The organism is Nitrincola sp. A-D6 (assembly GCF_000764495.1).
Classification (GTDB): domain Bacteria; phylum Pseudomonadota; class Gammaproteobacteria; order Pseudomonadales; family Balneatricaceae; genus Nitrincola.
The window spans coordinates 1-20,448 of record NZ_JRLB01000022.1 but is presented as its reverse complement, the minus strand read 5'-3'; the positions used below and the strand labels follow the sequence as shown (position 1 = coordinate 20,448).

Below are 20,448 nucleotides of genomic sequence, written 5' to 3'. Positions count from 1 at the left end.
CGATGCTCGGCTGCTGCTCTATTGGTTCAGGAATTGCGATCCTGGCGTTGCTCTTGACGCTGGTCCTGTCGCATTTCACGACGCTCTTCCCGGCTGGACTTATCTGAGTCACAACCATCACGGCGAGCATGGCGGAACCCATGGCTTTTTTGGCTTCGCATTTCATCCATCTGTTCCAATTGCTCGGGTGTTAAGATTTCACCCAGGCGTTCGCGCATCTCCGCGTGCTTGGTCTGCATGGCTTCCCGTTGCGCTTCACGTTCTTCGCGATTTTCTTCCCAGAGCGCTTGCATTTGGCTGCGTTGCTCGTCACTGAGGTTCAGTGTTTCAGCGAAACGCTGCATGGGAGCTTCTCTGTCCATGTCCGGTCCTTTCTGAGCCAGAGCCATAGTGCCGATGGCAAGACCCAGCGTTAGCATACCCAGTTGAGCCAGTTTGGTAGTTTTCATGTTGAAATCCTCTTGGTTTAAACGTTTTTCGATGGCTTAAGTATGCGCCAGGTAAATGCAAAGCAGGGTTGCGTAAAGGTAAAGTTGCGTAAAGCCACGTGCACTGGTATCAAATCGTCTTATGATAGAGGCTTAGAGGAGTGCCCTATGAATAAAGCCGTACATTTGTTGATCGTTGATGATGATGTGTCCCTGTGTGAGTTACTGAGTAACTACTTGAGCCACGAGGGGTTTCAGGTCAGTTTGGCGCATTCGGCTGAAGCGGCACAACAGTGGATATCGACCAATCAAGTACCCGATTTGATTATTCTGGATATTATGATGCCGGGGAAAAGCGGTTTGGAATTATTGCAGACACTGCGTCCGGCTATTCAGGTACCGGTAGTCATGCTCACTGGGCGTGGTGACGATATAGACCGTATTCTGGGTTTGGAAATGGGGCTGATGATTATCTGCCAAAGCCTTGTAATCCGCGTGAGCTACTGGCCAGAATCCGTGCCGTGTTGCGGCGCAGTCAGGCACCGCTTGTGGCTTCCCGAGTTTTGGAGTTATCTGGTATTTATCTGGACCCGGCCTCGCGCCAGGTGAGCTTGCTTAATCAGCCTTTAGAACTCACCAGTACCGAGTTTAATGTACTGCACACATTGATGAGTCATGCCGGTGAGGTGGTGAGTAAGGAGTCACTGACTGAAAAGGTGCTGCATCGAAAGCTTACTCTTTATGATCGTGCGCTGGATGTGCACGTCAGCCGGGTACGCCAGAAGCTGGCGGAGGTGTCAGCGTCGTCTGCTGAATTGATTAAAACCGTTCGTGGGCAGGGCTACCAGTTTATCAGGACAGCCGTATGAGATGGTATCAGCACCTGTACTGGAAAATTTTTCTGGCCACTTGGCTGATCAGTGCCGTGTTGATGGGCGGGTTGGTGTATGGCTTGCTGCGGGTGAGTGAGACTCGCCACTGGCAGGATTTGCTTGAGGCTAAAGCTGCTGGCCATGCACAACTGCTTATAGAACGCCACGAAACCGGTATGCATGAATCATCACGCCGGGAAGACGACAGGCGGCGAGGTCGTATTCCGCTGCGTATTACTCACTTGGCTGATGGTGAAGTGATTGCTGACTTCCGGCACCCAATACCCGCGACGGAAACAGTAAACCTGGTGATTGAGTCGGAAACAGGTCAACAGTATCGAGTAGATATGCCACTGCCAGAGCAACCGGTTCATCTGGAGCGAATGTTACGTTTTTTACTGTCAGTACAAATGGTATTGATTCTGGTGATGTCGGCACTAGTCGCTTTGCTGGTCAGCTACCTGGTCGTTAGACCAATCAACCGGCTGCGTGATTTTGCCCGGACTCTTTATGATGAGCAAAATCTCAGTAGCCGTACTGAGGGCTATATCAGCCACAGAACAGATGAGATAGGAGAGTTGGCCAGGGAGTTTGACTCCATGGCTGGCTACGTGGAAAAAACCTTGAATGCCCGTCAAAATCTGCTTAGAGATGTTTCGCATGAACTTCGGGCTCCGCTGGCAAGGCTGCAGGTCGCTGCCGGCATTCTGGAGCAGCAATCCGGTGAGCAGATTAATGCGTTGCATAGCCAGATCAGTCGTGAGTGTGACCAACTGGCGCATCTTATTGACGAGTTGATGTCGTTATCCCGATTGGATGATATGGCACTGGAGCTGCAACCACCCGTACCACTAAAGCCCTTATTGGAGCAGATCCGTCAGGATTATGCGCTCCTCTATCCGGAGCACGAAATCTGTGTGCAGGTAGAGCCTGAATCATTGAAGTTTACACAAAGCCGTGTGCTACTGAATCGTATATTGGGTAATGCACTACAAAATGCGTTGAAATACACGCCAGAAGGAGGACGAATCACTCTGAACGCTTATCGTCAGAATCAGCAGTTATGTTTGAGTGTCAGTGATAATGGTCCCGGGGTTGATGCCAGTTTGTTGAAAGATATTTTTGAGCCATTTGTTCGAGGTGGTTCACCCCAGCAGGGCTATGGCCTGGGGTTAAGTATTTTACGCGGTGCCGTTCGGCGTCTGGGTGGGGAAGTGCATGCTGAAAATATCAGCGGGGGTGGTTTCAAACTGACGGTATGTTTATCGGATGAGTCTGCCTGAAATACTTTCAGGCAGACCCTTAAGAGCTCAATAACTTACAAGGCGTCAGGGCCCGTTTCACCAGTACGGATACGGATAACCTGTTCCAGCGGCGTAACGAAAATTTTACCGTCACCTATCTTGCCGGTATTGGCTGTTTTGCTTATTGCTTCAATGACCTGATCAGTCATGTCATCATCTACAGCGACTTCAATCTTCACCTTAGGCAGAAAGTCGACTACATATTCAGCACCACGGTAAAGCTCGGTATGGCCTTTCTGACGTCCAAAGCCTTTGACCTCGGTCACAGTGACGCCCTGGATTCCTATCTCAGACAGTGCCTCACGTACATCATCGAGTTTAAACGGCTTGATGACCGCAGTAATCAGCTTCATGGTTACACTCCTCAAAGATCTGCTGCATCAGCAGAGGTGGTTCCAGTGATAATAGTTAAGGTCAAGTATACCTGCATTTGCGAACCTAAGCATATCTGATGCTTTTAGGCCGTACATGCACCGCTCCAGCGCATCCCTGCGTGCGGCATATAGCGCCACAGGGACGGCGCCTATGCAGAAAACGCAGGAGCAGTTTTCTGCCCGTACATCCTGTACATTAAAAAGGGGCCGCTAAGGCCCCTTGATCAGAACGGAGTCAGGGTTTACTTTTTGGATGCAGCAAACTCAGGATAAGCTTCCATACCGCATTCAACCAGATCGACACCTTCGTATTCTTCTTCTTCAGTCACACGGATACCCATGATGGCTTTCAGAACAATCCAGACTATCAAGCTGGCAATAAATACCCAGGCGAAGATCGCTACGATTCCCAGAATCTGAGAGCCGAAGTTAGCATCACTGTTAGTCAGCGGAACAGCCAGCAGACCCCAGATGCCGACAACACCGTGAACAGAGATAGCACCCACTGGGTCATCTATTTTTACTTTGTCGAGCATGATGATTGAGACCACAACGATCAGACCACCGACAGCACCGATAAGCGCTGCAGCAGGGGCTGAGGGTGTCAAAGGTCCGGCTGTGATGGCTACCAGGCCTGCCAATGCACCGTTAAGTGCCATGGTCAGGTCGGCCTTTTTGAACCACAAGCGAGCAAAGATCAGTGCCGCAATAACACCAGCAGCAGCGGCGGCATTGGTATTCACGAACACCTGCGCTACGTTGTTGGCAGAGTCGACATCAGACATTTTCAGCTCTGAACCACCGTTAAAGCCGAACCAGCCCAGCCACAGGATAAAGGTACCCAGTGTAGCCAGCGGCATGTTAGCACCAGGAATCGCATTGATCTGGCCATCTTTACCATACTTACCCTTACGAGCACCCAGTACGATAACACCGGCTAAAGCAGCTGCAGCACCCGCCATGTGAACGATACCGGAACCTGCATAGTCAGAGAAGCCTGCTTCGCTAAGGAAACCGCCGCCCCAGGTCCAGAAGCCGCTGACCGGGTAGATAAAGCCAGTCATAACCACTGCAAAGGCCAGGAACGCCCAGAGTTTCATACGCTCAGCGACGGCACCGGATACAATTGACATACAGGTTGCAACGAACACGACCTGGAAGAAGAAGTCAGAACGCATAGCGTAGTAAGGTGCGTCTTCATCACCAGAGAGCACGTCAGCAACGCTGTTTTCAGTGCCAATCAAACCGCCAATGTTGGGGAAGATACCGCCAGCATCTGAGCTGTACATGATGTAGTAGCCACATATCAGGTACATGGTACAGGCGATGGCGTAGAGTGCGACGTTCTTGGTTAGTATTTCTGTGGTGTTCTTGGCACGAACCAGACCGGCCTCAAGCATGGCAAAACCAGCCGCCATCCACATGACCAGCGCACCACAGATCAGAAAGTAAAAGGTATCGATAGCATAAGCAAGGTGCTTGACCTCACTTGCAGTTGTAAGAAGAAGTTCTTCCATTGTTCAGCCCTCCATCAGGCGTGTAATCAAGTGTTCGGATCAGAGCGCATCGTGGCCGGATTCACCGGTACGTATGCGGATGACCTGTTCAAGTGGCACCACAAAAATCTTACCGTCGCCAATCTTGCCGGTTTGAGCGGCTTTACTGATGGCTTCCACTACCTGGTCAACCACATCGTCGGATACAGCGGCATCGATTCTGACTTTAGGCAGAAAATCCACCACATATTCAGCACCGCGATAGAGTTCGGTATGGCCTTTCTGGCGACCGAAACCTTTGACTTCAGTGACGGTAATGCCCTGAATGCCGATTTCGGACAAGGATTCGCGTACATCATCCAGCTTGAACGGTTTTATGATTGCTGAAACCAGTTTCATTGGTCTGTCTCCCATGGATACAAAATCATCGAACAATTGAGTCGGCGGAAAGCTGCATCAACTGCTCGCCTTGACCGGTTCTTTGCGAAAGGCGTGCCATAAAATTATATATCTATATAAAACATATGATTAACGTGTTTTTATAAACATATTTGGCTTATTTTTGCGTTGCATCAAAGTACAAGTAATCCAAAATGGTGCGCCAAAATGGTGAGCGCACTATCTTGGTGCGGTGATTTCAGGTGGTTCAAAGATGCTAAAAAAGACCAGATCCGTTAAGCTTGCTACATACCCAAAAATAGTCAGAGGTTAGCCGTTATGATCCATCAAAAAATTGCTGAGGGGCTTTCAGAGCAGTTTACTCAGTTCATCAACGCTACCCGTGAGTTACCGGGGCAGCAAGTGGTGCAGCAGCAGGTGCAATCCATGTTGCAGCAGACCCTGAGTCGGCTGGATCTGGTGACCCGGGAAGAATTTGATGCACAGCAGGCTGTGTTGCTGAGAACACGCGAAAAGCTTGAAGCCCTGGAACGACAGGTCGCTGCGCTGGAAGCAACAGCAGCAACAGAGCAAACTCAAAACAGCTGACCCTGGCGTTTTGCCTTGGCATTAATGAACGCTCTATCTGCTTAACCTCATATAACCAGGGAAGGTTTTATGTCATTAGCCGTTATACATAGCCGAGCACAGCTTGGCATTCAGTCCCCCGCTGTTACCGTTGAAGTGCATTTATCCGGTGGTTTGCCTGGCCTTGCAATCGTTGGACTGCCGGAAACTGCAGTCAAAGAAAGCAAGGAACGGGTTCGCAGTGCCCTGATTAATGCAGGCTTTGATTTCCCGCAACGCCGTATCACGATCAACCTTGCTCCGGCTGATCTGCCAAAAGAGGGTGGTCGCTATGATCTGGCTATCGCGCTGGGTATTCTGCAAGCCTCAGGCCAGCTAAAAAGTAAAACGCTGGATCAGCACGAAGTGGTTGCCGAGCTGGCTTTGTCCGGCAGTATTCGTTCCATCCGGGGTGCATTACCGGTTGCCATTGCTTGTGGGCAGGCCGGGCGAGTATTAATTCTCCCGCGTGCTAATGCAGATGAAGCGACCCTGTTAGGAGATACGCCGGTGATTGCTGTGGATCACCTGCTAGACGTGTGCACCTATTTAAGAGGGCAGGAGCCGCCAGCTTTCTATCAACCGCAACCCGTTGCGTTAGTGGCTCCACCGGGGCCGGATCTTGCAGATGTTAAAGGTCAGTTGCAGGCCAGACGGGCACTTGAGGTGGCAGCGGCAGGTCAATTGAATCTGTTATTTGCCGGCCCCCCCGGTAGCGGTAAAAGCTTGCTGGCCGCTTGCCTTCCCGGCATTTTACCAGAGCTTAGTTTATCTGAGCGCCTGGATGTAGCGGCCATCTACTCTCTGGTCGGTTTACCTGTGCAGCCTGTCAGTGAGGGTGTGAGGCCTTTTCGTGCGGTGCATCACAATGCGTCTCCAGTGGCTTTGGTGGGTGGTGGTTCCAATCACCCCAAACCGGGTGAGATATCACTGGCAACGCATGGGGTGTTATTTTTAGATGAGATGCCGGAGTTTCCCCGGCGTGTGCTGGATCTGTTGCGAGAGCCTCTGGAAACCGGGCGTATACTCATCTCCCGTGCATTGAGCAAAATAGAATACCCGGCGGCATTTCAATTGGTTGGCGCTATGAACCCTTGCCCTTGTGGTTATTATCAGGATGGCACCGATCGCTGTATCTGTAGTCCGGAGCAGATACGCCGCTATCAGGGGCGTATCTCCGGGCCTTTATTGGATCGCATAGACTTACAGCTTTGGGTGTCGGCATTACCGGCAGATGAACTCTTGCAGGCGACCTGTGTTGCTGAGTCCAGTGCGGTGGTTAGGCAACGTGTTGAGCAGGCTCGTGAACGCCAGCAGCAGCGCCAGGGGTGTAGCAATCGTTACCTCAGCGGTCGGGCCTTGGATCAATATTGTGCACTGGATGCTGATACCTCCCAGTTACTGACATTGGCCATGCGGCAACTTCATCTATCAGCGCGCGGGTGTCACCGTATACTGCGTATAGCCAGAACCCTGGCTGATCTTGAAGCCAGCCCTTCAATAAAGCAGGCGCATTTGCTTGAATCCCTTGCTTTCAGAGGGTTGCAAGTTCAGTCGGGTCTCAAGTAATTGCAGAAACTGCGCCAGAGGAACCGGGCGGCTGAAGTAGTAGCCCTGGGCCATCTGGCAGTGGTGTGCTTTTAAAAACTCCAGCTGTTCGAGGGTTTCCACGCCCTCAGCAATAACTTTCTTATTCAGGTTCCGCGCCAGGCTTATGATGGTGCGGACAATTTCTTCATCACTGGTGCTTTCGCCAATACCTTTAACGAAGCTTTTATCAATTTTCAGGGTGGAGATGGGTAATTTTTGCAGCATGGAGAAAGATGAATAGCCGGTACCGAAGTCATCCAGGGAAAACTCCACACCCAGCTTACCCAGTGAGCGCATGCAGCTTACAACGTGCGATTCATCACGGAACAGAGCGGTTTCTGTCAACTCAAACTCCAGCATGCGGGTATCAATCCTGTGCTGAAGAATCAGGCGTTCAATGGTGCTGGCGAGGTAGCCGTCCTGAAACTGCCGGAATGACAGGTTCACACCAATATGTTCGGTTAAGCCTGCTTCTTTGAGTATTTTCATATCCTGGCCAACCTGCTCAATCACCCAGTAACCTATGGGCACAATCAAACCCGACTTTTCACTGATGGGGATAAACTCATCCGGAGGATCATGCCATGCACCGGATGATCCCAGCGGATCAGTGCCTCAGCACCGATAATACGATGGGTTTTCAGGCAGATACGAGGTTGATAGAAAAGTCGAAACTGCTGGCGCTGCAGTGCGTACCAGAGCTCAGGTTCGAGGCTGATACCTTTATTGTCATCCAAATCGCGAAGAGGATCATAAAAGGCATAACTATGGCCTCGCAGCTTTTTTGCACGCAGGCGAGCGGTATTAGCACAGCGGATCAGGGCTTCAAACTCCATGCCTTGTTCTGGGGCAATAGAAATGCCGATACTGCAGTGCAGGTGCACTTCATGTTCGTCCACCCGGTAAGCTGGTAGCAGTAATTCAACAAGATTCTCGATAACCTGGCGAGTTGCCGTGCGTATCTGCTCAGTTGAGGCCTTGATGATCAGGGTGAACTCGTCATTACCGATACGTGAAAGGTGGCTCTTGTTGTCACAGAGCTCCAGTCGCTCACACAGTAGCCGGACCAACTGGTCTCCGGTGTCATGGCCGTATTGGTTGTTAAAGGCTGAAAAATTGTCGATATCCAGCATTAATAATGCCAATGCCTCGCCAGTTTGCAGAGAGGCAAGCTCCTTTTGAAGACCTCTGTAGAAGTATTGACGGTTTCCTGCGCCGGTTAACAAATCGCGTGTTTGCAGACGAGTAAAGGTCGCCGAAATAGTATTATCTACCGGGATTAGCAGAATGTTTTGTACATTACTCTGCAGTGATTTTTCAGCCTCAGACAGGCTTTGGCAGCATCTGATGGATATGGGTGTTGTGATTAGGGCAGACAAAATCTCACCAGAACCGGTATGATTACGAGAATCAACCAGTATTAACTGGACTTCAGGGGCAGCAGCATCCCTCTCAATAGCTGGCGGCATGTCGGATTCCTTTATAAGCCGGTGCAGGTAGAAAGTTATATCCTGTGCACTCTAAATAGAGTCCGTGTCATACTTATGACTAGTTGTGCTGCTACAGAGATTAGCATGTTACCGATATTTTTCAAACAATTGTTCTTTTTTAAGCCCATTGCCTCATCATGAATAAACTTAATCCCAGACAGGCAGAAGCCGTTCATTATATTGGTGGGCCTCTGTTGGTATTAGCCGGCGCCGGTTCCGGCAAAACCAGTGTGATTACACGCAAGATTGCTTATCTGGTACAGCAGTGTGGTATTGAGGCACGGCATATTGCGGCCGTCACCTTTACCAATAAAGCCGCCCGTGAAATGAAGGAGCGCGTACTGCAATTGCTGGAAAAGGGCGAGGGGCGAGGTTTGACCGTCTCTACTTTCCATAATCTGGGTTTGAACATCATTCGGCGCGAATATAAACAACTGGGATACAAACCGGGCTTTTCCATCTTTGATGATCAGGATAGTAAGAGCTTGTTGAAAGACTTGCTGTTGCACCAGGATGAAGATACTGATCAGGTTGCCGCCGTTCAACACCAGATTTCCAACTGGAAAAATGACATGCTGGAGCCGCAGGACGCGCTGGCTCAGGCGCGTGTACCGCATGAGATTCTGGCCGCCCGAGCCTATGAAGCCTATCAGCGTCATCTGCGCGCCTACAATGCGGTGGACTTTGATGATCTGATTTTGATTCCGGTACGCCTGTTTAGCCAACACCCGGAAGTGCTGGAGCGTTGGCAGCGCCGTATTCACTATCTATTAGTAGATGAGTATCAGGATACCAACCTGTCTCAATACCGCCTGGTTAAACAACTGGTGGGTGTGCGCAGTGCCTTGACGGTGGTGGGCGATGATGACCAGTCCATCTATTCCTGGCGCGGTGCCCGCCCTGAGAACCTGGCCAAACTTCAGGAAGACTTTCCGGGACTGCGCCTGGTTAAGCTGGAGCAGAACTACCGCTCCACCGGGCGGATTTTGAAAGTCGCCAATATACTGATTAACCATAACCCGCATGTGTTTGAGAAAACCCTTTGGAGTGATAAGGCTATGGCGATCCCATCAGAGTGGTGCATAACCGTAATGAAGAGGCCGAGTCGGAACGTATTGCTACCGAGATACTCGATCGTCATCTGAGAGAGCGCATCCCCTTCAAAGACTTTGCCGTACTCTATCGGGGTAACTACCAGTCCAGATTACTGGAGATGAAACTGCAAAGTTTCCAGGTACCCTACAAGCTCAGCGGTGGTACATCCTTCTTTGCCCGTGCCGAAATCAAAGATCTGATGGCCTACTTGCGCTTGCTGGTTAATACCAGTGATGACAATGCGTTTCTGCGCATCATCAATCTGCCGCGCCGTGAGATAGGCCCTACAACCCTGGAAAAACTGGGCGAGTACGCGTCTGGTCGCCATATCAGTCTGTTCGATGCTTGCTTTGAGATGGGCCTGGAGCAGCATTTGCCCGCTAATGCCTGCGCCCGCTTGCAGCGTTTCTGTAGTTGGATGCAAAACCTATTACAACGCTGTGAAAGCGGTGACCCCATAGTGGCGGTTCGCGATATGATTATGGATATGGACTACGAAGGCTGGATACGCGAAAACAGCTCCAGTGATAGCATTGCAGAAAAGCGTATGCAGAATGTCTGGTTTTTGCTGGACTCACTCAAGGCGACATTGGAGCGTTTACAGGAAGAGGATTCTGAAGCCGGTATCAAGGAAACCATTGCGCGTTTGTTATTGCTGGATATGCTGGACCGTCAGGAAGAGGAAGATGATTCAGATCGGGTGCAACTCATGACGCTGCATGCCTCTAAAGGTCTTGAGTTTCCACATGTTTACCTGATGGGGATGGAAGAGGAAATACTCCCGCATCGTAACAGCATTGAATCCGATACCATTGAAGAAGAGCGACGCCTGGCCTACGTTGGCATTACCCGTGCTCAGGTAACACTGACGATGACCCTGGCTAAAAAACGTCGTCAGTTTGGCGAAACAATAGACTGTCTGCCCAGTCGTTTTCTGGATGAGTTGCCAGAAGATGACCTGATTACTCAGGGGCTTGGAGAGCGCGATCCTCAGCTAAATGCAGCCGCTGGGCGCGCCACTATTAACAGCCTGAAAAACCTGCTGGATGATTTTTAGTTCAAAGTGTGTCAGAAACAAAACAGGCTGCCGAAGCAGCCTGCTCACGATAGTGTTTAGGCTTAATCGTTATCGATCATGTACTGAATAGTCGCTTCCAGTTCTTCATCAGAACAGTCGTTACAAGTACCTTTCGGTGGCATGGCGTTGATGCCGCTGATTGAACTTGCCAGCAGACCGTCTAAACCTTTTTCGTCAGCTCGTGCAGACATGGCGCCACTACCAAACTTGGGTGAATCCAGAAGGCCGGTTGCGTGACACGCTGTACAGAAGCGGTTGTAGACTTCTTCACCGGAACGGGCAGCAGCCCCCGCAGAAGCGGCAACAGCCGGTGCGCCAGTGCCACAGGTTTCATCACCTTCAACACAGATATTGCCGTGAGGCTTAATGCGTTCAATGATGGCATCACGGTCAACAGCCGCATAGACAGAAGTGGCCAGAGCCATGCTCAGACCCAGGGTGCAGAGTGCAGAAGCAGCTTTTGCAGCAAGTTTATTCACGTTAAAGACCTCATCATTTTTAGAAACGGGTGGCGTCTATGTCCGTCGAAGTCACCCCAGACCACAAGTCATAGCAGGGCAGTGTGCAGACAATACCGCTATCATTAGGCGGGGATTATACCTTCAAAAGTTGCCTACGGAAATGCACTTGCACTAGTTCTTAAGGAGAATGCCTTGGCAAGAGCCAATTGAATGCGTATTATTGGCGCCCTGCAACATGCGCCCGTAGCTCAGCTGGATAGAGTAGCAGGTTCCGATCCTGTTGGTCGGGGGTTCGAATCCCTCCGGGCGCGCCATCAGTAAACTACCCCCCCTTACTCTCCAACGTGTCTGGAAAACCAACTAATTATTCAGGCTTATCCACTTCATTATCTGTAAGCTGATTAACCGACAGCACTTCATCGGCTAATTCCGCTTCAATAGCTGCAATACTTGGCAAACTTTGCTTTAAGGTTGGCGGCAAATCGCGAAGCAATTGATATTCAGCAACACCAATCGGCTTATCAATACCCGAAAGCGCGTATTCGGCTACTAAGCGATTTTGCTGACGACAAAGCAGCAAGCCTATGGTCGGCTTATCGTCCGGAGCTTTTAGTTGTGCATCCACTGCCGCCAGGTAAAAATTGAGCTGGCCGGCGTGTTCGGGTTTAAATGCACCGGCTTTTAACTCTACGACCACATAGCACTTTAAGCGAGTGTGATAAAACAACAGATCAATAAAAAATTCATCCCCCGCCACTTCTAATCGGTACTGGCGTCCCATAAAGGCAAAACCTGCGCCTAATTCTAATAAAAATCGGGTAATATGCTGCACCAGGCCATCTTCAATTTCGCGTTCTTGCGCTTCGTTACCTAAGCCTAGAAAATCAAATAAATAGGGATCTTTTAACGTCTCTTGCGCCAAAGCCGACTGCGGTGTAGGTAAGCGTACGTCAAAATTCGTTACCGCAGCGCCTTGGCGAAGCCGCAGCTGATCTTTAATATTGGCTTCAAGCGTGCTGCGTGACCAACCATGAGTTGCTGCCTGCATGGCGTACCAGGCTCGCTCGTCTTTATCTTCTAACTTGGTCAACAAGACCACAATATGAAACCACGGCAATTGGTCAGCAGGCTGCTGACCAAATAGGCCGTCAGGGCAGCGCTCGGCAAAAAATCGCATATATTTTAAATTAGAGCTGGACCAGCCACGCATATCTGGGAAGGCGGCTTTCAGATCCTGTGCCAGGCGATCAATCACCTTAGCTCCCCAGCCTTGCTGTTGCTGTTGGCTTAAAATCTCGCGACCAATGCGTGCATAAAGCCCAACCAGCTCGGCATTAACGGCCATTGCCGCACGCTGCCGACTGGCTGAAATATCAGCTTTTAACTGCCCAAGCCAAGCCGCATAGCCTTCTGGCAGATTTGGCGTTGTCTGGTTGCTCATTTATCCCACTCCATCTGTTGGCAGCAATTAGCAACATGTAGCGGGAAGGTCAGTGCTGACTCAGTCCGCTTGCTGCGGTTGATCTTTGATACCGCTTTGTAGCTGTAAAAGCAAATTTTGGGTAGAGGGTTCGAATCCCTCCGGCGCGCCATACACTTATCCTATCAAGTATTTCTAAGCACCCTTCTTTTTTATTAATTAATTTCGGAAGCTGCTACGCTATCCAACTGAGCCGCGGGCGCATGTGACTGCCAAGCATGGAACCTGACAGGGCGCCAAATGACGCAAATCCGGAGTTGGTCACAATCTGGTCACAGTGGTGATGGTGGATAGAAGCCCCGCGCTCTACAGCGCGCCCTGTGATGGTTTTGCTTGGACACATCTCGTTGTTTAATTTGAGCAACCAGCACTTGGCAGACTTCCGTGATGAGCAGTTGCAGTTGGTCGGGCCAACCGCGGTTGCCCATCATCTCTCACTGCTTAGCAAAGCGCTGAAAACAATGGCTCACTATGGCCGTCTGAATGTGGCAGTAATGACTGGCTATAGCGCAGGTGCCTAGCTGGCTGATACACCACGCACAGTCAAAGGAAAGGGTACCCTATGGCCAAAAACAGAGATGTTTGCTTTAATTGAATATCTTGTACACAGTCAAAAATCCAAGGAGGGAATTGAACAATGAGCATTCAACAGATCCAGATTTTCACTAGTGTCGATGGCAAGACCGAGCTGCAGGTAGCCTTTGAAAAAGAGACGGTTTGGCTCAGTCAGGGGCAGATGGGAGAGCTATTTGATACGTCCACCGACAACATTGGCCTGCACCTGAAAAATATTTATGCGGAAGATGAGCTTACGGAAGAGCGAACTACCGAGGATTTCTCGGTAGTTCGCAAGGAAGGTCAGAGGCAGGTGCGCCGCCGGATCAAGCACTATAATCTGGATGCCATCATTTCGGTGGGGTATAGGGTCAGCTCCAAGCGAGCTACCCAGTTCCGTCAGTGGGCTACCTCTGTGCTGAAAGAGCATCTGGTGCAGGGCTACACCCTGAATCAGCGCCGTTTGCAAGAGCGGGGTATTGAATTTGAGCAGGCGGTGAGTCTGCTATCTCGCACGTTAACTAACCAACAACTGGTGTTGCCTGAAGGTGTAGCTGTTGCAACGGTGATCAGCGATTATGCACGCTCCTGGAGTCTATTACAGGGCTATGATGAGCAGCACCTGGCTGAAATTGGCATCAAACAGCCAGATATGCGGTCACTGCATCTGGATCAGGCAGTGCGCGATTGCCGAGCTCAAACAAACCCTGATCGCCAAGGGCGAGGCCACAACGTTGTTTGGCCAGTTACACGGGGATGGATTGACTTCAGCCTTGGCGACTATCGAGCAAGGCTTTGGCTTTATTGGTGGCCGAAAGCCTACCGGATCAAAAAGAGTTGATGATTCGCTTGGTAGAACATTTTATTTTGCTGAAAACAGATTGAAGCGGGTCAGTGCGCGCCATACACCTATCCAGTCAAGTATTTCTAAACACCCTTCTTTTTATTGATTAATTTCGGAAGCTGCTACCCTATCCAGATGAGCCACGGGCGCATATTGCAGGGCGCCAAATGACGCAAATCCGGAGTTGGGCCCAGCTCACTGGTCACCGTAGGTGATGGTGGATTCGTGCCGAAGGAGGGTTTCAGCAGGTGATAAAACTAAGCTTCATTATTGTGCTGAAGCTTAGTGCAGGACATGATCAGCTGTCAGTTAGTGGCAATGAACGACACCAGTACTGTTATTCATATGGCAGCACTGACCAGGTGGGGAGCTTTTGCGGCAACCACCGCCATGTGCAAATGCAAGGCTGCTGGTGAAAAGTAGAATTAACGCTAAAGCTAGTAACTTTTTCATGTGTTTTCCTTCGTGATGATCTTCATTAGACTTTCAATTCAAGCTATCAAGATTTAGTGGTGTTACTGGCTTGAAAATACCTGTCTTGGTCATGTTACGAGTAAACGTAAAGTGATCAAACAACGTGACAGGCTCAGATTCATTCCATAAACCAAAGTTCAGCTTCTCCCATTCGTCTCGACGAACTATAACGCTATAGAGATAAACGTCGCCTTCGTCACTTTGAGTATAGGCTGAAATCACACATGTATTGACTGGTGGCAGATGATTGAAGATCAATCCTGCAATACGAAGTGCAGCACCATGAGCATAATCACGGTACATGCCCCGTCGCCGGGTTGTGTTGATCCGTGAGCGTGTGATTTTTAGTTGTCGGCCAGGTACTTTGTATTCAATATCAGGAAACTGGTCTTCAGTGGGCAGGTCTATGTCAATGGCAACGGTGCTTGAATCATCGCCAAAGTCAAAATCTATGAGCGTTTCTACTGGCCAGTCAATATCAGCTAGATAATATTCAAGAACTGCAGCTAATGCGTTTTGGCTTTCAAAAATGTCTTCTGTTTCAAGCTTTTTACGCTTTTCCTCTAACTCAAAGTGTTTCTTCTTTTCTGAGTTCCAACGTTTGAGAGCTTCTGTATGCTCTTTCTCAAGAAGCTGGTTTAACTCAGTTATACGTCGCTTCTGCGGCGGCCAAATGAATCCCCAGAGCCCATAGCTAAGCGGTTTCGATTTAGCAGGTCTAGGGCTGTTAAATGGCCTAGGTTCATAGTTTGAATGGTTAGAAGCAGGTAGAGTACCTTTGTGGATGTTTTTAAGCTCTTCTAGGTTGCTATTCATCACTTCACAATGGGATGCAAGGGCATCTCTTATTGTGTCACCAAGGTACTTTCTGATGACGCTTAGCTCATTGTCACTGAAGGCCTCTCCATTCATTCCTAGAATCGTTACGTCACCGTCAGACTCTACAGATATTCTGACAGCAAGCTCATTACCTGCTTCTAAATAGCTTCTTAAATGAGCTGCAGGGGATGGCTGACGTCGACTTTCTTCCTTATTTAGTTTGGAGCGATACGATAAACCAGTGCCAGGAAGACCGAGGTTGCCATAGAGACCACGTTTCCCTGCACTCACAGTCGCACCCTTAATGCCAGCAGAAACACCTACACCGGATTTGCTGATATTCAAGTTAAGTCCGGGAGCTATTTTGATGCGTCGTTGAAACCTAAATGACATAGTAATCCCTTTCTACTTTGATTCGTCTGCACTGCTATTACATCTTTGAATAGCATCACTAAACGCAGAGGCCAAAATACCTGTCGGTATAGCTATCATGCCTATACCTGTGAGCGCTGTAAGACCTGCAAAGAATTTACCAGTGGCTGTAATGGGTGTGACATCTCCATATCCAACAGTAGTTAAAGTAGCTATGCTCCACCACAGCGCTCGTGGAATGCTGCCAAAATTGTCAGGTTGAGATGATCCCTCCAGAAGATATAGACAGGTTCCGGAAAATAACAATAAAAATATTGCTGCACACAGGCTAATCGTGAGTTCATATGACCTTGAGCGCATCGCTTCAATAATCGCATCGACAGCCTGGTGAATCTTCCAATACGTGCGAGTCTCAGAAGTCGAAGAATCCTGAAAAGTCTGAGTAAAAATCCATTGTAAGAGCCGAACGTCAGGATAATAGGTAAGATTGCCAGCAGATCAATTATTGACCAGTAGCTGAAAATGTAACGAATTCGACCAGTAAAGCCCCTGTATTCCTCTCGTTCACCTGCCGCATAAACACGAAAAATATACTCAACTGAAAAAAGCGCTGCAAAGAGCCACTCAGCATAGATAAACAAGCCGGGGCTTAAGTCTCGAACAGTGGACTCTGTTTCCAGAATGGCAACGATGACGGCCACAAATATCATGACAATAATGACTTTGTTTACCCTGGAAAGACCATTCGCTTTAGCTGTTGGGTCTAGTTGCTCATATACTTGATAGCGAAATGACTGTTTGATTATCTGATCCATGATTAGCCTGCATGCTGAGCGTGGTGTCTAGTGTGTCTAATCTATTCAGTCTACAAGATAGAGCATCAGGTGTGCTCAGTGAAGCCCTTCTTTTAACGAGCATGTCGGCAATGTGTTTTCTGAGATTGAGCATGACAATCTTGATATGATCATTTCCGTTGGCTACCGCGTTAAATCTCAGCCTGGTGTGCAGTTCCGTAAATGGACCACCTGCACTCTCAAAGATCATTTAGTGCAAGGCTACAGCCTTAACCAACGCCGACTGACCGAGCGCAGCATCGAGTTCGAACAGGCGGTAAACCTGCTTAGCCGAACTCAAACAAACCCTGATCACTAAGGGCGAGGCCACAACGTTGTTTGACCAGTTACGCGGAGATGGATTGACTTCAGCCTTGGCGACTATCGAGCAAAGCTTTGGCTTTATTGGTGGCTGAAAGCCTACCGGATCAAAAAGAGTTGATGATTCGCTTGGTAGAGCATTTTATTTTGCTGTTATCCATGTGGCAGCACTACCTGCTGCTCATCTTGACCTGTTTGAACCCAGGTCCCATTAACTCTCATCGGTCATATGATCCGCTTGCGAATGCTGGAAGACAGTTGCTCGAAGGCAATCACGACTACGAGAATGACAAGGATGATTGCAGCGGCCTGATCATAACGAAAGAGTCGCATGGCAGTAGACAGCTCCACTCCGATCCCGCCAGCACCCACGAGGCCAAGCGTGACAGCGGAGCGAATCGCCTTTTCTACGCTAAACAGTGATGTCGCCGTCATGGAGGCAAAGCTCTCGGGCAAAATGGCACCGAAAATTACCGATATCCGCCCAGCTCCAGTCGAGGTCAGCGCCTCGGATGGCCCCTTTTGTACCTCTTCGAATCGTTCAGAATAGAACCGTGCCGCGAAGCCGATGGTATCCATTATGATGGCCAGGATACCGGCAAGTGGACCCAGCCCGACCGCGACTACAAAAATCAATGCCCAAATCAAATCGGGGATCGTACGTGAGACCGATATGAAGAAGCGCGCAAGTGTCCTGACTAGTAAGTTCGGCGCAGTGTTGCGCGCGGCTAAAAGAGCAAGAGGAATGGAAAGCAGGCAGCCAAATGTGACACCGACTATCGCGATATTGAGCGTTTCCAGCATGGAGTCGGCTATATTGGGCGCGCGTGCAAAATTGGGAGGCAGGGCCTGACCGATGAACCGCACAAGGTTGTTTGCTCCGCGCACCAAACGGTCAAGAGAGATATCTGAGGCGAGCAAACCCTGAATGAAAAAGGCTGCAAACCCCACCACAATGATCCAGGTTAGCACCGATGGTGCTCGGTAACGCGGGGGCATGCCCGTCTTCTCACTCATGCAATGACTCCTTCTGTCGGCATGGCATCCACGCGTGTCATGCCAGAATAGAGTGCATTTAATTGATCAATATTAGTGTTAGTGATGGCTGCATCGATTTCGACTCGGCCTGCCTTCAGGCCGATGATGCGATCGGCATATTCCTGGGCGAAGTCAAGCTGATGCAGAGTGCAAAGCATGCTTAATCCTTCCTCTCGCACGATGCGCCACAAGATATCAAGAACCTCCCGGCCTGCCTTTGGGTCAAGACTGGCGATGGGTTCATCGGCCACCACTAGTTTTGGCGCCTGCATCAGCATCCTTGCAATAGCGACGCGTTGCTGCTGTCCGCCAGACAATTCCGAGGGACGATGCATCGCGCGATCTGCCATTCCAACGCGTTCGAGACAGTACAGCGCCTTGCCACGTTCCTCGGCAGAGGCCGTCAGGCTTAGGCAGGACAAAAGCCCTAGTCGATGTCGTCCCATGGCGCCCAGTAATACGTTTTGGAAGGCACTGAGTTGAGGTACCAGATTAAATTGCTGAAAGACATAGCCCATGCCACGCCTGATCTGACGCAACTGGCGTCCCGAGGCCTTTGTCAGGTCATCCCCATGGATGCAGATGCTACCTGATTGTAGCTTTTCAAGTCCGTTCAAGCTGCGCATGAGGGTAGACTTACCGCACCCATTCGCTCCCAATAAAACCACTCCCTGGCCGGCGGTAATATCGAAGGAAACGCCACGCAGGACCTGAAGATCTCCATAGGCGACGAGCACATTTTCACATTTGATGGCTGAGGTCATCAGGATGTCCCTGCTTGCGAACTTAGGCGGAAATGAAAAAGGAGGCCTATCCCAAAAGGCGGCCTCCTGATACTGATGTTATGTTGTCTTAATCGTCTAACGGGATGCCAGCAGCCTCGTAAGCCAAGCGGACTACGTCGTAGATTGCAGGGTCAGTCTCGAAGGACATGTAAGCATCCCGCTCGATGAATTTGTCGGCGTTGCGTTCGGTTGCGGTCAGACTTTCCCACAGAACGTCGGCATGTTCAGACAGCGTCGCCCGCAGCGCATCGCGGCAATCTTGCGGCAGGGTGGCACGCATTACTACAGGGTCGCCCGGCAGCGTGTCAGTCTGTGCCAACAGGCGGTATTCGGTATCGGGGTCCTGCTTACGAACGGCGTCCCAATCCTTGTTGCCACCGCCCATGGCGTCTACGTCGCCATTGATCAGCACCTGAATACGGGCATCACCTGCCATGATGATATCGACATCTCTGTCGGGATCGAGCCCAGCTTCGGCCAACAGCATCATCGGGAAGATGTGGCCCGAAGTCGAGCCTACATCCTTCAGCGCCACACGGCGACCGGCAAGGTCGGCAAGGGTCTGGATGTCACTGTCAGCCTTTACAACAAAACTTGAACCGTAGTTAGGGCGAACGACAGAAAATAGGATGTCCATTTCAGCAAGCTGTTGAAACAGAACAAATTCAGACGGTCCAGCAAAGACGAACTCTACCTCATCGAACTGTAACGCGGTGCCTGCGGCCGTGCGGTTTGACAACGAATAGAGCGCCAGTTCGACGCCGGTCAGCTCCTCGAAGGTTTCTGCGAAGGGACCAAACGCTTCAGTAAGATCGCCTATGCCTTCGATTCCGGTATCAGCCATGCGCAGAGGTGCTGGGCAGGTCTCGATCACTGATTGTGCGGATACGGATCCAGCCAGAAGGCTGACGGTGATGGCAACAGGCAAAGCCAGACTACGGAATTTCTTCATCTTGTGAACCCCCTAATGTTGTTAGGTAAAGGATTCAGCTTATTAGCGAAAGATGACAAAACGATGAATAGGATTATGGAGTAAGGATTGGATATTTGGGTTCACTCAATGCCATACAGACTTTTCGATCCGTTTCATTGGCTAGGTGAAGACGGCTTTCTTTAGGACCGCTCAACCCGGTTGCGGCCAGCAGCTTTGGCGGCATAGAGGGCTTGGTCGGTGCGCCGAATAAAGTCACTTTCGCTTTCTTCGGACGCCAGCTCAGCAACGCCAAAACTTGCCGTTACCTGTCCCACGAGCGGATGTTGGTGCTCGGCGAGTTTCTGGCGAAGGCGCTGAGCCAGTTGTTCGGCCTCGGCCAAAGGTGTTTCCGGCGTCAGAATAATGAATTCTTCACCACCCCAGCGACTAACGATATCGCTCTCGCGAACCGTTTTAAGTAGGATATGCGCGACTGAAATCAGTATTTCGTCGCCCGTGCTATGGCCATGGCAGTCATTGATTGTCTTGAAATTGTCGAGATCCAGGAAAATCAGTGATACGGGTCTTTGATAACGCCGGGCGGTGGCGCAGGTCATTTCCAGGCGTTCGTCGAGGCCTCGCCGGTTTAGGGTGCCAGTTAAATGGTCACGTTCAGCCTGCTTGCGGTCGCTGATATCGCGTACCATGGCATAAAAGCCTTAGTTTCTCCCTGAGTACCTTGTACCGGTGTGTAGTCCACCGCCAGTGGGGTGATACGACCGTCCGGGTGTGGAAAACGCGTCTCAAACGTAATATGACTC

The 20,448-nt window shown here is 50.2% G+C and carries 21 protein-coding genes, 1 tRNA gene and 2 pseudogenes; 10 read left to right on the top strand and 14 right to left on the bottom strand.

Annotated features, from left to right (window positions below):
• Positions 1 to 26: 26 nt before the first annotated feature.
• Positions 27 to 449 (bottom strand): Spy/CpxP family protein refolding chaperone, encoded by a 423-nt coding sequence (locus tag LH51_RS04380; RefSeq protein ID WP_036520130.1) that lies wholly within the window; start codon positions 447 to 449, stop codon positions 27 to 29.
• 147 nt (positions 450 to 596) lie between these two features.
• Between LH51_RS04380 and LH51_RS24025 the strand changes: the two genes are divergently transcribed.
• From LH51_RS24025 to LH51_RS04370, 3 genes are read left to right on the top strand one after another with little or no spacing between them, the layout of a single operon-like run.
• A complete protein-coding gene (locus LH51_RS24025; protein ID WP_327124242.1) occupies positions 597 to 1,037 on the top strand; it encodes a response regulator in 441 nt (146 codons plus the stop codon).
• 2 nt (positions 1,038 to 1,039) lie between these two features.
• Positions 1,040 to 1,297, top strand: coding sequence for a winged helix-turn-helix domain-containing protein (locus LH51_RS24020; protein WP_327124241.1), 258 nt, complete (start codon positions 1,040 to 1,042; stop codon positions 1,295 to 1,297).
• Positions 1,294 to 2,583, top strand: coding sequence for a HAMP domain-containing sensor histidine kinase (locus LH51_RS04370; protein ID WP_036520128.1), 1,290 nt, complete (start codon positions 1,294 to 1,296; stop codon positions 2,581 to 2,583). Before LH51_RS24020 ends, LH51_RS04370 begins: the two co-directional genes overlap by 4 nt.
• Before the next feature lie 35 nt (positions 2,584 to 2,618).
• Here the strand turns inward: LH51_RS04370 and glnK (LH51_RS04365) are convergent, their stop codons facing one another.
• The 3 genes from glnK (LH51_RS04365) to glnK (LH51_RS04355) form a co-directional block, all read right to left on the bottom strand.
• The gene (gene glnK / locus LH51_RS04365) at positions 2,619 to 2,957 is read right to left on the bottom strand and encodes a P-II family nitrogen regulator (RefSeq protein WP_036520123.1); all 339 of its coding nucleotides are present in this window, start codon (positions 2,955 to 2,957) and stop codon (positions 2,619 to 2,621) included.
• 263 nt (positions 2,958 to 3,220) lie between these two features.
• Positions 3,221 to 4,495, bottom strand: coding sequence for an ammonium transporter (locus LH51_RS04360; RefSeq protein ID WP_036520120.1), 1,275 nt, complete (start codon positions 4,493 to 4,495; stop codon positions 3,221 to 3,223).
• A gap of 39 nt (positions 4,496 to 4,534) precedes the next feature.
• Positions 4,535 to 4,873, bottom strand: a complete 339-nt coding sequence (gene glnK, locus LH51_RS04355) for a P-II family nitrogen regulator (protein ID WP_036520119.1) — start codon at positions 4,871 to 4,873, stop codon at positions 4,535 to 4,537.
• A gap of 318 nt (positions 4,874 to 5,191) precedes the next feature.
• On the opposite strand from glnK (LH51_RS04355), the gene LH51_RS04350 reads away from it, so the two are divergent.
• Both LH51_RS04350 and LH51_RS04345 read left to right on the top strand, forming a co-directional pair.
• Positions 5,192 to 5,461 (top strand): accessory factor UbiK family protein, encoded by a 270-nt coding sequence (locus LH51_RS04350; RefSeq protein WP_036520116.1) that lies wholly within the window; start codon positions 5,192 to 5,194, stop codon positions 5,459 to 5,461.
• Between the two features lie 69 nt (positions 5,462 to 5,530).
• Positions 5,531 to 7,048, top strand: coding sequence for a YifB family Mg chelatase-like AAA ATPase (locus LH51_RS04345; protein WP_036520114.1), 1,518 nt, complete (start codon positions 5,531 to 5,533; stop codon positions 7,046 to 7,048).
• Here LH51_RS04345 and LH51_RS22140 read toward each other — a convergent pair.
• A pseudogene (locus tag LH51_RS22140) lies at positions 6,977 to 8,538 on the bottom strand (putative bifunctional diguanylate cyclase/phosphodiesterase). The gene LH51_RS04345 and the pseudogene LH51_RS22140 sit on opposite strands and share 72 nt — an antisense overlap.
• Positions 8,539 to 8,696: 158 nt before the next feature.
• On the opposite strand from LH51_RS22140, the pseudogene rep reads away from it, so the two are divergent.
• A pseudogene (gene rep / locus LH51_RS04335) lies at positions 8,697 to 10,711 on the top strand (DNA helicase Rep).
• A 62-nt stretch (positions 10,712 to 10,773) separates the two neighbouring features.
• Here the strand turns inward: rep and LH51_RS04330 are convergent.
• Positions 10,774 to 11,211 carry a c-type cytochrome gene (locus tag LH51_RS04330; RefSeq protein ID WP_235263508.1) on the bottom strand — a complete coding sequence of 146 codons (438 nt, stop codon included), beginning with the start codon at positions 11,209 to 11,211 and terminating at the stop codon, positions 10,774 to 10,776.
• Between the two features lie 219 nt (positions 11,212 to 11,430).
• Here LH51_RS04330 and LH51_RS04325 point away from each other — a divergent pair.
• Positions 11,431 to 11,507, top strand: a tRNA-Arg gene (locus LH51_RS04325).
• A 50-nt stretch (positions 11,508 to 11,557) separates the two neighbouring features.
• On the opposite strand, the gene LH51_RS04320 is transcribed toward LH51_RS04325, so the two are convergent.
• Positions 11,558 to 12,634, bottom strand: coding sequence for a PDDEXK nuclease domain-containing protein (locus tag LH51_RS04320; RefSeq protein ID WP_036520112.1), 1,077 nt, complete (start codon positions 12,632 to 12,634; stop codon positions 11,558 to 11,560).
• 386 nt (positions 12,635 to 13,020) lie between these two features.
• Between LH51_RS04320 and LH51_RS20745 the strand changes: the two genes are divergently transcribed.
• Both LH51_RS20745 and LH51_RS04310 read left to right on the top strand, forming a co-directional pair.
• Complete coding sequence (locus LH51_RS20745; protein ID WP_160173675.1) at positions 13,021 to 13,194, top strand: hypothetical protein; 174 nt, start codon at positions 13,021 to 13,023, stop codon at positions 13,192 to 13,194.
• 116 nt (positions 13,195 to 13,310) lie between these two features.
• Positions 13,311 to 14,069, top strand: coding sequence for a virulence RhuM family protein (locus tag LH51_RS04310; protein WP_200881866.1), 759 nt, complete (start codon positions 13,311 to 13,313; stop codon positions 14,067 to 14,069).
• A 489-nt stretch (positions 14,070 to 14,558) separates the two neighbouring features.
• Here the strand turns inward: LH51_RS04310 and LH51_RS04305 are convergent, their stop codons facing one another.
• From LH51_RS04305 to LH51_RS04300, 3 genes are read right to left on the bottom strand one after another with little or no spacing between them, the layout of a single operon-like run.
• Positions 14,559 to 15,758, bottom strand: a complete 1,200-nt coding sequence (locus LH51_RS04305) for a DUF4236 domain-containing protein (RefSeq protein ID WP_036520109.1) — start codon at positions 15,756 to 15,758, stop codon at positions 14,559 to 14,561.
• Positions 15,759 to 15,770: 12 nt separating this feature from the next.
• Positions 15,771 to 16,043 carry a potassium channel family protein gene (locus LH51_RS22135; RefSeq protein WP_235263506.1) on the bottom strand — a complete coding sequence of 91 codons (273 nt, stop codon included), beginning with the start codon at positions 16,041 to 16,043 and terminating at the stop codon, positions 15,771 to 15,773.
• Positions 15,950 to 16,552: an ion transporter gene (locus tag LH51_RS04300; RefSeq protein ID WP_235263512.1), complete on the bottom strand. Its 603-nt coding sequence runs from the start codon at positions 16,550 to 16,552 to the stop codon at positions 15,950 to 15,952. Before LH51_RS04300 ends, LH51_RS22135 begins: the two co-directional genes overlap by 94 nt.
• A 112-nt stretch (positions 16,553 to 16,664) precedes the next feature.
• Here LH51_RS04300 and rhuM point away from each other — a divergent pair, with 112 nt between their 5' ends.
• Positions 16,665 to 16,889, top strand: coding sequence for a RhuM family protein (gene rhuM, locus LH51_RS21195; RefSeq protein WP_036520106.1), 225 nt, complete (start codon positions 16,665 to 16,667; stop codon positions 16,887 to 16,889).
• A 227-nt stretch (positions 16,890 to 17,116) separates the two neighbouring features.
• Here the strand turns inward: rhuM and phnE are convergent, their stop codons facing one another.
• The 4 genes from phnE to LH51_RS04275 all read right to left on the bottom strand — a co-directional run bounded on the left by phnE (position 17,117) and on the right by LH51_RS04275 (position 20,334).
• Complete coding sequence (gene phnE / locus LH51_RS04290) at positions 17,117 to 17,908, bottom strand: phosphonate ABC transporter, permease protein PhnE (protein ID WP_036520105.1); 792 nt, start codon at positions 17,906 to 17,908, stop codon at positions 17,117 to 17,119.
• Entirely contained in the window at positions 17,905 to 18,693 is a 789-nt protein-coding gene (locus LH51_RS04285; RefSeq protein WP_036520103.1) for a phosphonate ABC transporter ATP-binding protein, read from the bottom strand. The genes phnE and LH51_RS04285 overlap by 4 nt, the downstream gene beginning before the upstream one ends.
• Positions 18,694 to 18,781: 88 nt before the next feature.
• Complete coding sequence (locus tag LH51_RS04280; RefSeq protein WP_081960653.1) at positions 18,782 to 19,666, bottom strand: phosphate/phosphite/phosphonate ABC transporter substrate-binding protein; 885 nt, start codon at positions 19,664 to 19,666, stop codon at positions 18,782 to 18,784.
• A gap of 161 nt (positions 19,667 to 19,827) precedes the next feature.
• A complete protein-coding gene (locus LH51_RS04275; protein ID WP_052063435.1) occupies positions 19,828 to 20,334 on the bottom strand; it encodes a GGDEF domain-containing protein in 507 nt (168 codons plus the stop codon).
• Positions 20,335 to 20,448: the final 114 nt, after the last annotated feature.

Coding starts and splice junctions, on each gene's coding strand:
- LH51_RS04360 (WP_036520120.1), bottom strand. CDS start 4,495: ATGGAAGAACTTCTTCTTACAACTGCAAGTGAGGTCAAGCACCTTGCT.
- LH51_RS04305 (WP_036520109.1), bottom strand. CDS start 15,758: ATGTCATTTAGGTTTCAACGACGCATCAAAATAGCTCCCGGACTTAAC.
- LH51_RS04280 (WP_081960653.1), bottom strand. CDS start 19,666: ATGAAGAAATTCCGTAGTCTGGCTTTGCCTGTTGCCATCACCGTCAGC.
- LH51_RS04370 (WP_036520128.1), top strand. CDS start 1,294: ATGAGATGGTATCAGCACCTGTACTGGAAAATTTTTCTGGCCACTTGG.
- LH51_RS04285 (WP_036520103.1), bottom strand. CDS start 18,693: ATGACCTCAGCCATCAAATGTGAAAATGTGCTCGTCGCCTATGGAGAT.
- LH51_RS04320 (WP_036520112.1), bottom strand. CDS start 12,634: ATGAGCAACCAGACAACGCCAAATCTGCCAGAAGGCTATGCGGCTTGG.
- LH51_RS24025 (WP_327124242.1), top strand. CDS start 597: ATGAATAAAGCCGTACATTTGTTGATCGTTGATGATGATGTGTCCCTG.
- phnE (WP_036520105.1), bottom strand. CDS start 17,908: ATGAGTGAGAAGACGGGCATGCCCCCGCGTTACCGAGCACCATCGGTG.
- LH51_RS04275 (WP_052063435.1), bottom strand. CDS start 20,334: ATGGTACGCGATATCAGCGACCGCAAGCAGGCTGAACGTGACCATTTA.
- LH51_RS04300 (WP_235263512.1), bottom strand. CDS start 16,552: ATGGATCAGATAATCAAACAGTCATTTCGCTATCAAGTATATGAGCAA.
- LH51_RS04345 (WP_036520114.1), top strand. CDS start 5,531: ATGTCATTAGCCGTTATACATAGCCGAGCACAGCTTGGCATTCAGTCC.
- LH51_RS04350 (WP_036520116.1), top strand. CDS start 5,192: ATGATCCATCAAAAAATTGCTGAGGGGCTTTCAGAGCAGTTTACTCAG.
- glnK (WP_036520119.1), bottom strand. CDS start 4,873: ATGAAACTGGTTTCAGCAATCATAAAACCGTTCAAGCTGGATGATGTA.
- LH51_RS04310 (WP_200881866.1), top strand. CDS start 13,311: ATGAGCATTCAACAGATCCAGATTTTCACTAGTGTCGATGGCAAGACC.
- LH51_RS04380 (WP_036520130.1), bottom strand. CDS start 449: ATGAAAACTACCAAACTGGCTCAACTGGGTATGCTAACGCTGGGTCTT.
- glnK (WP_036520123.1), bottom strand. CDS start 2,957: ATGAAGCTGATTACTGCGGTCATCAAGCCGTTTAAACTCGATGATGTA.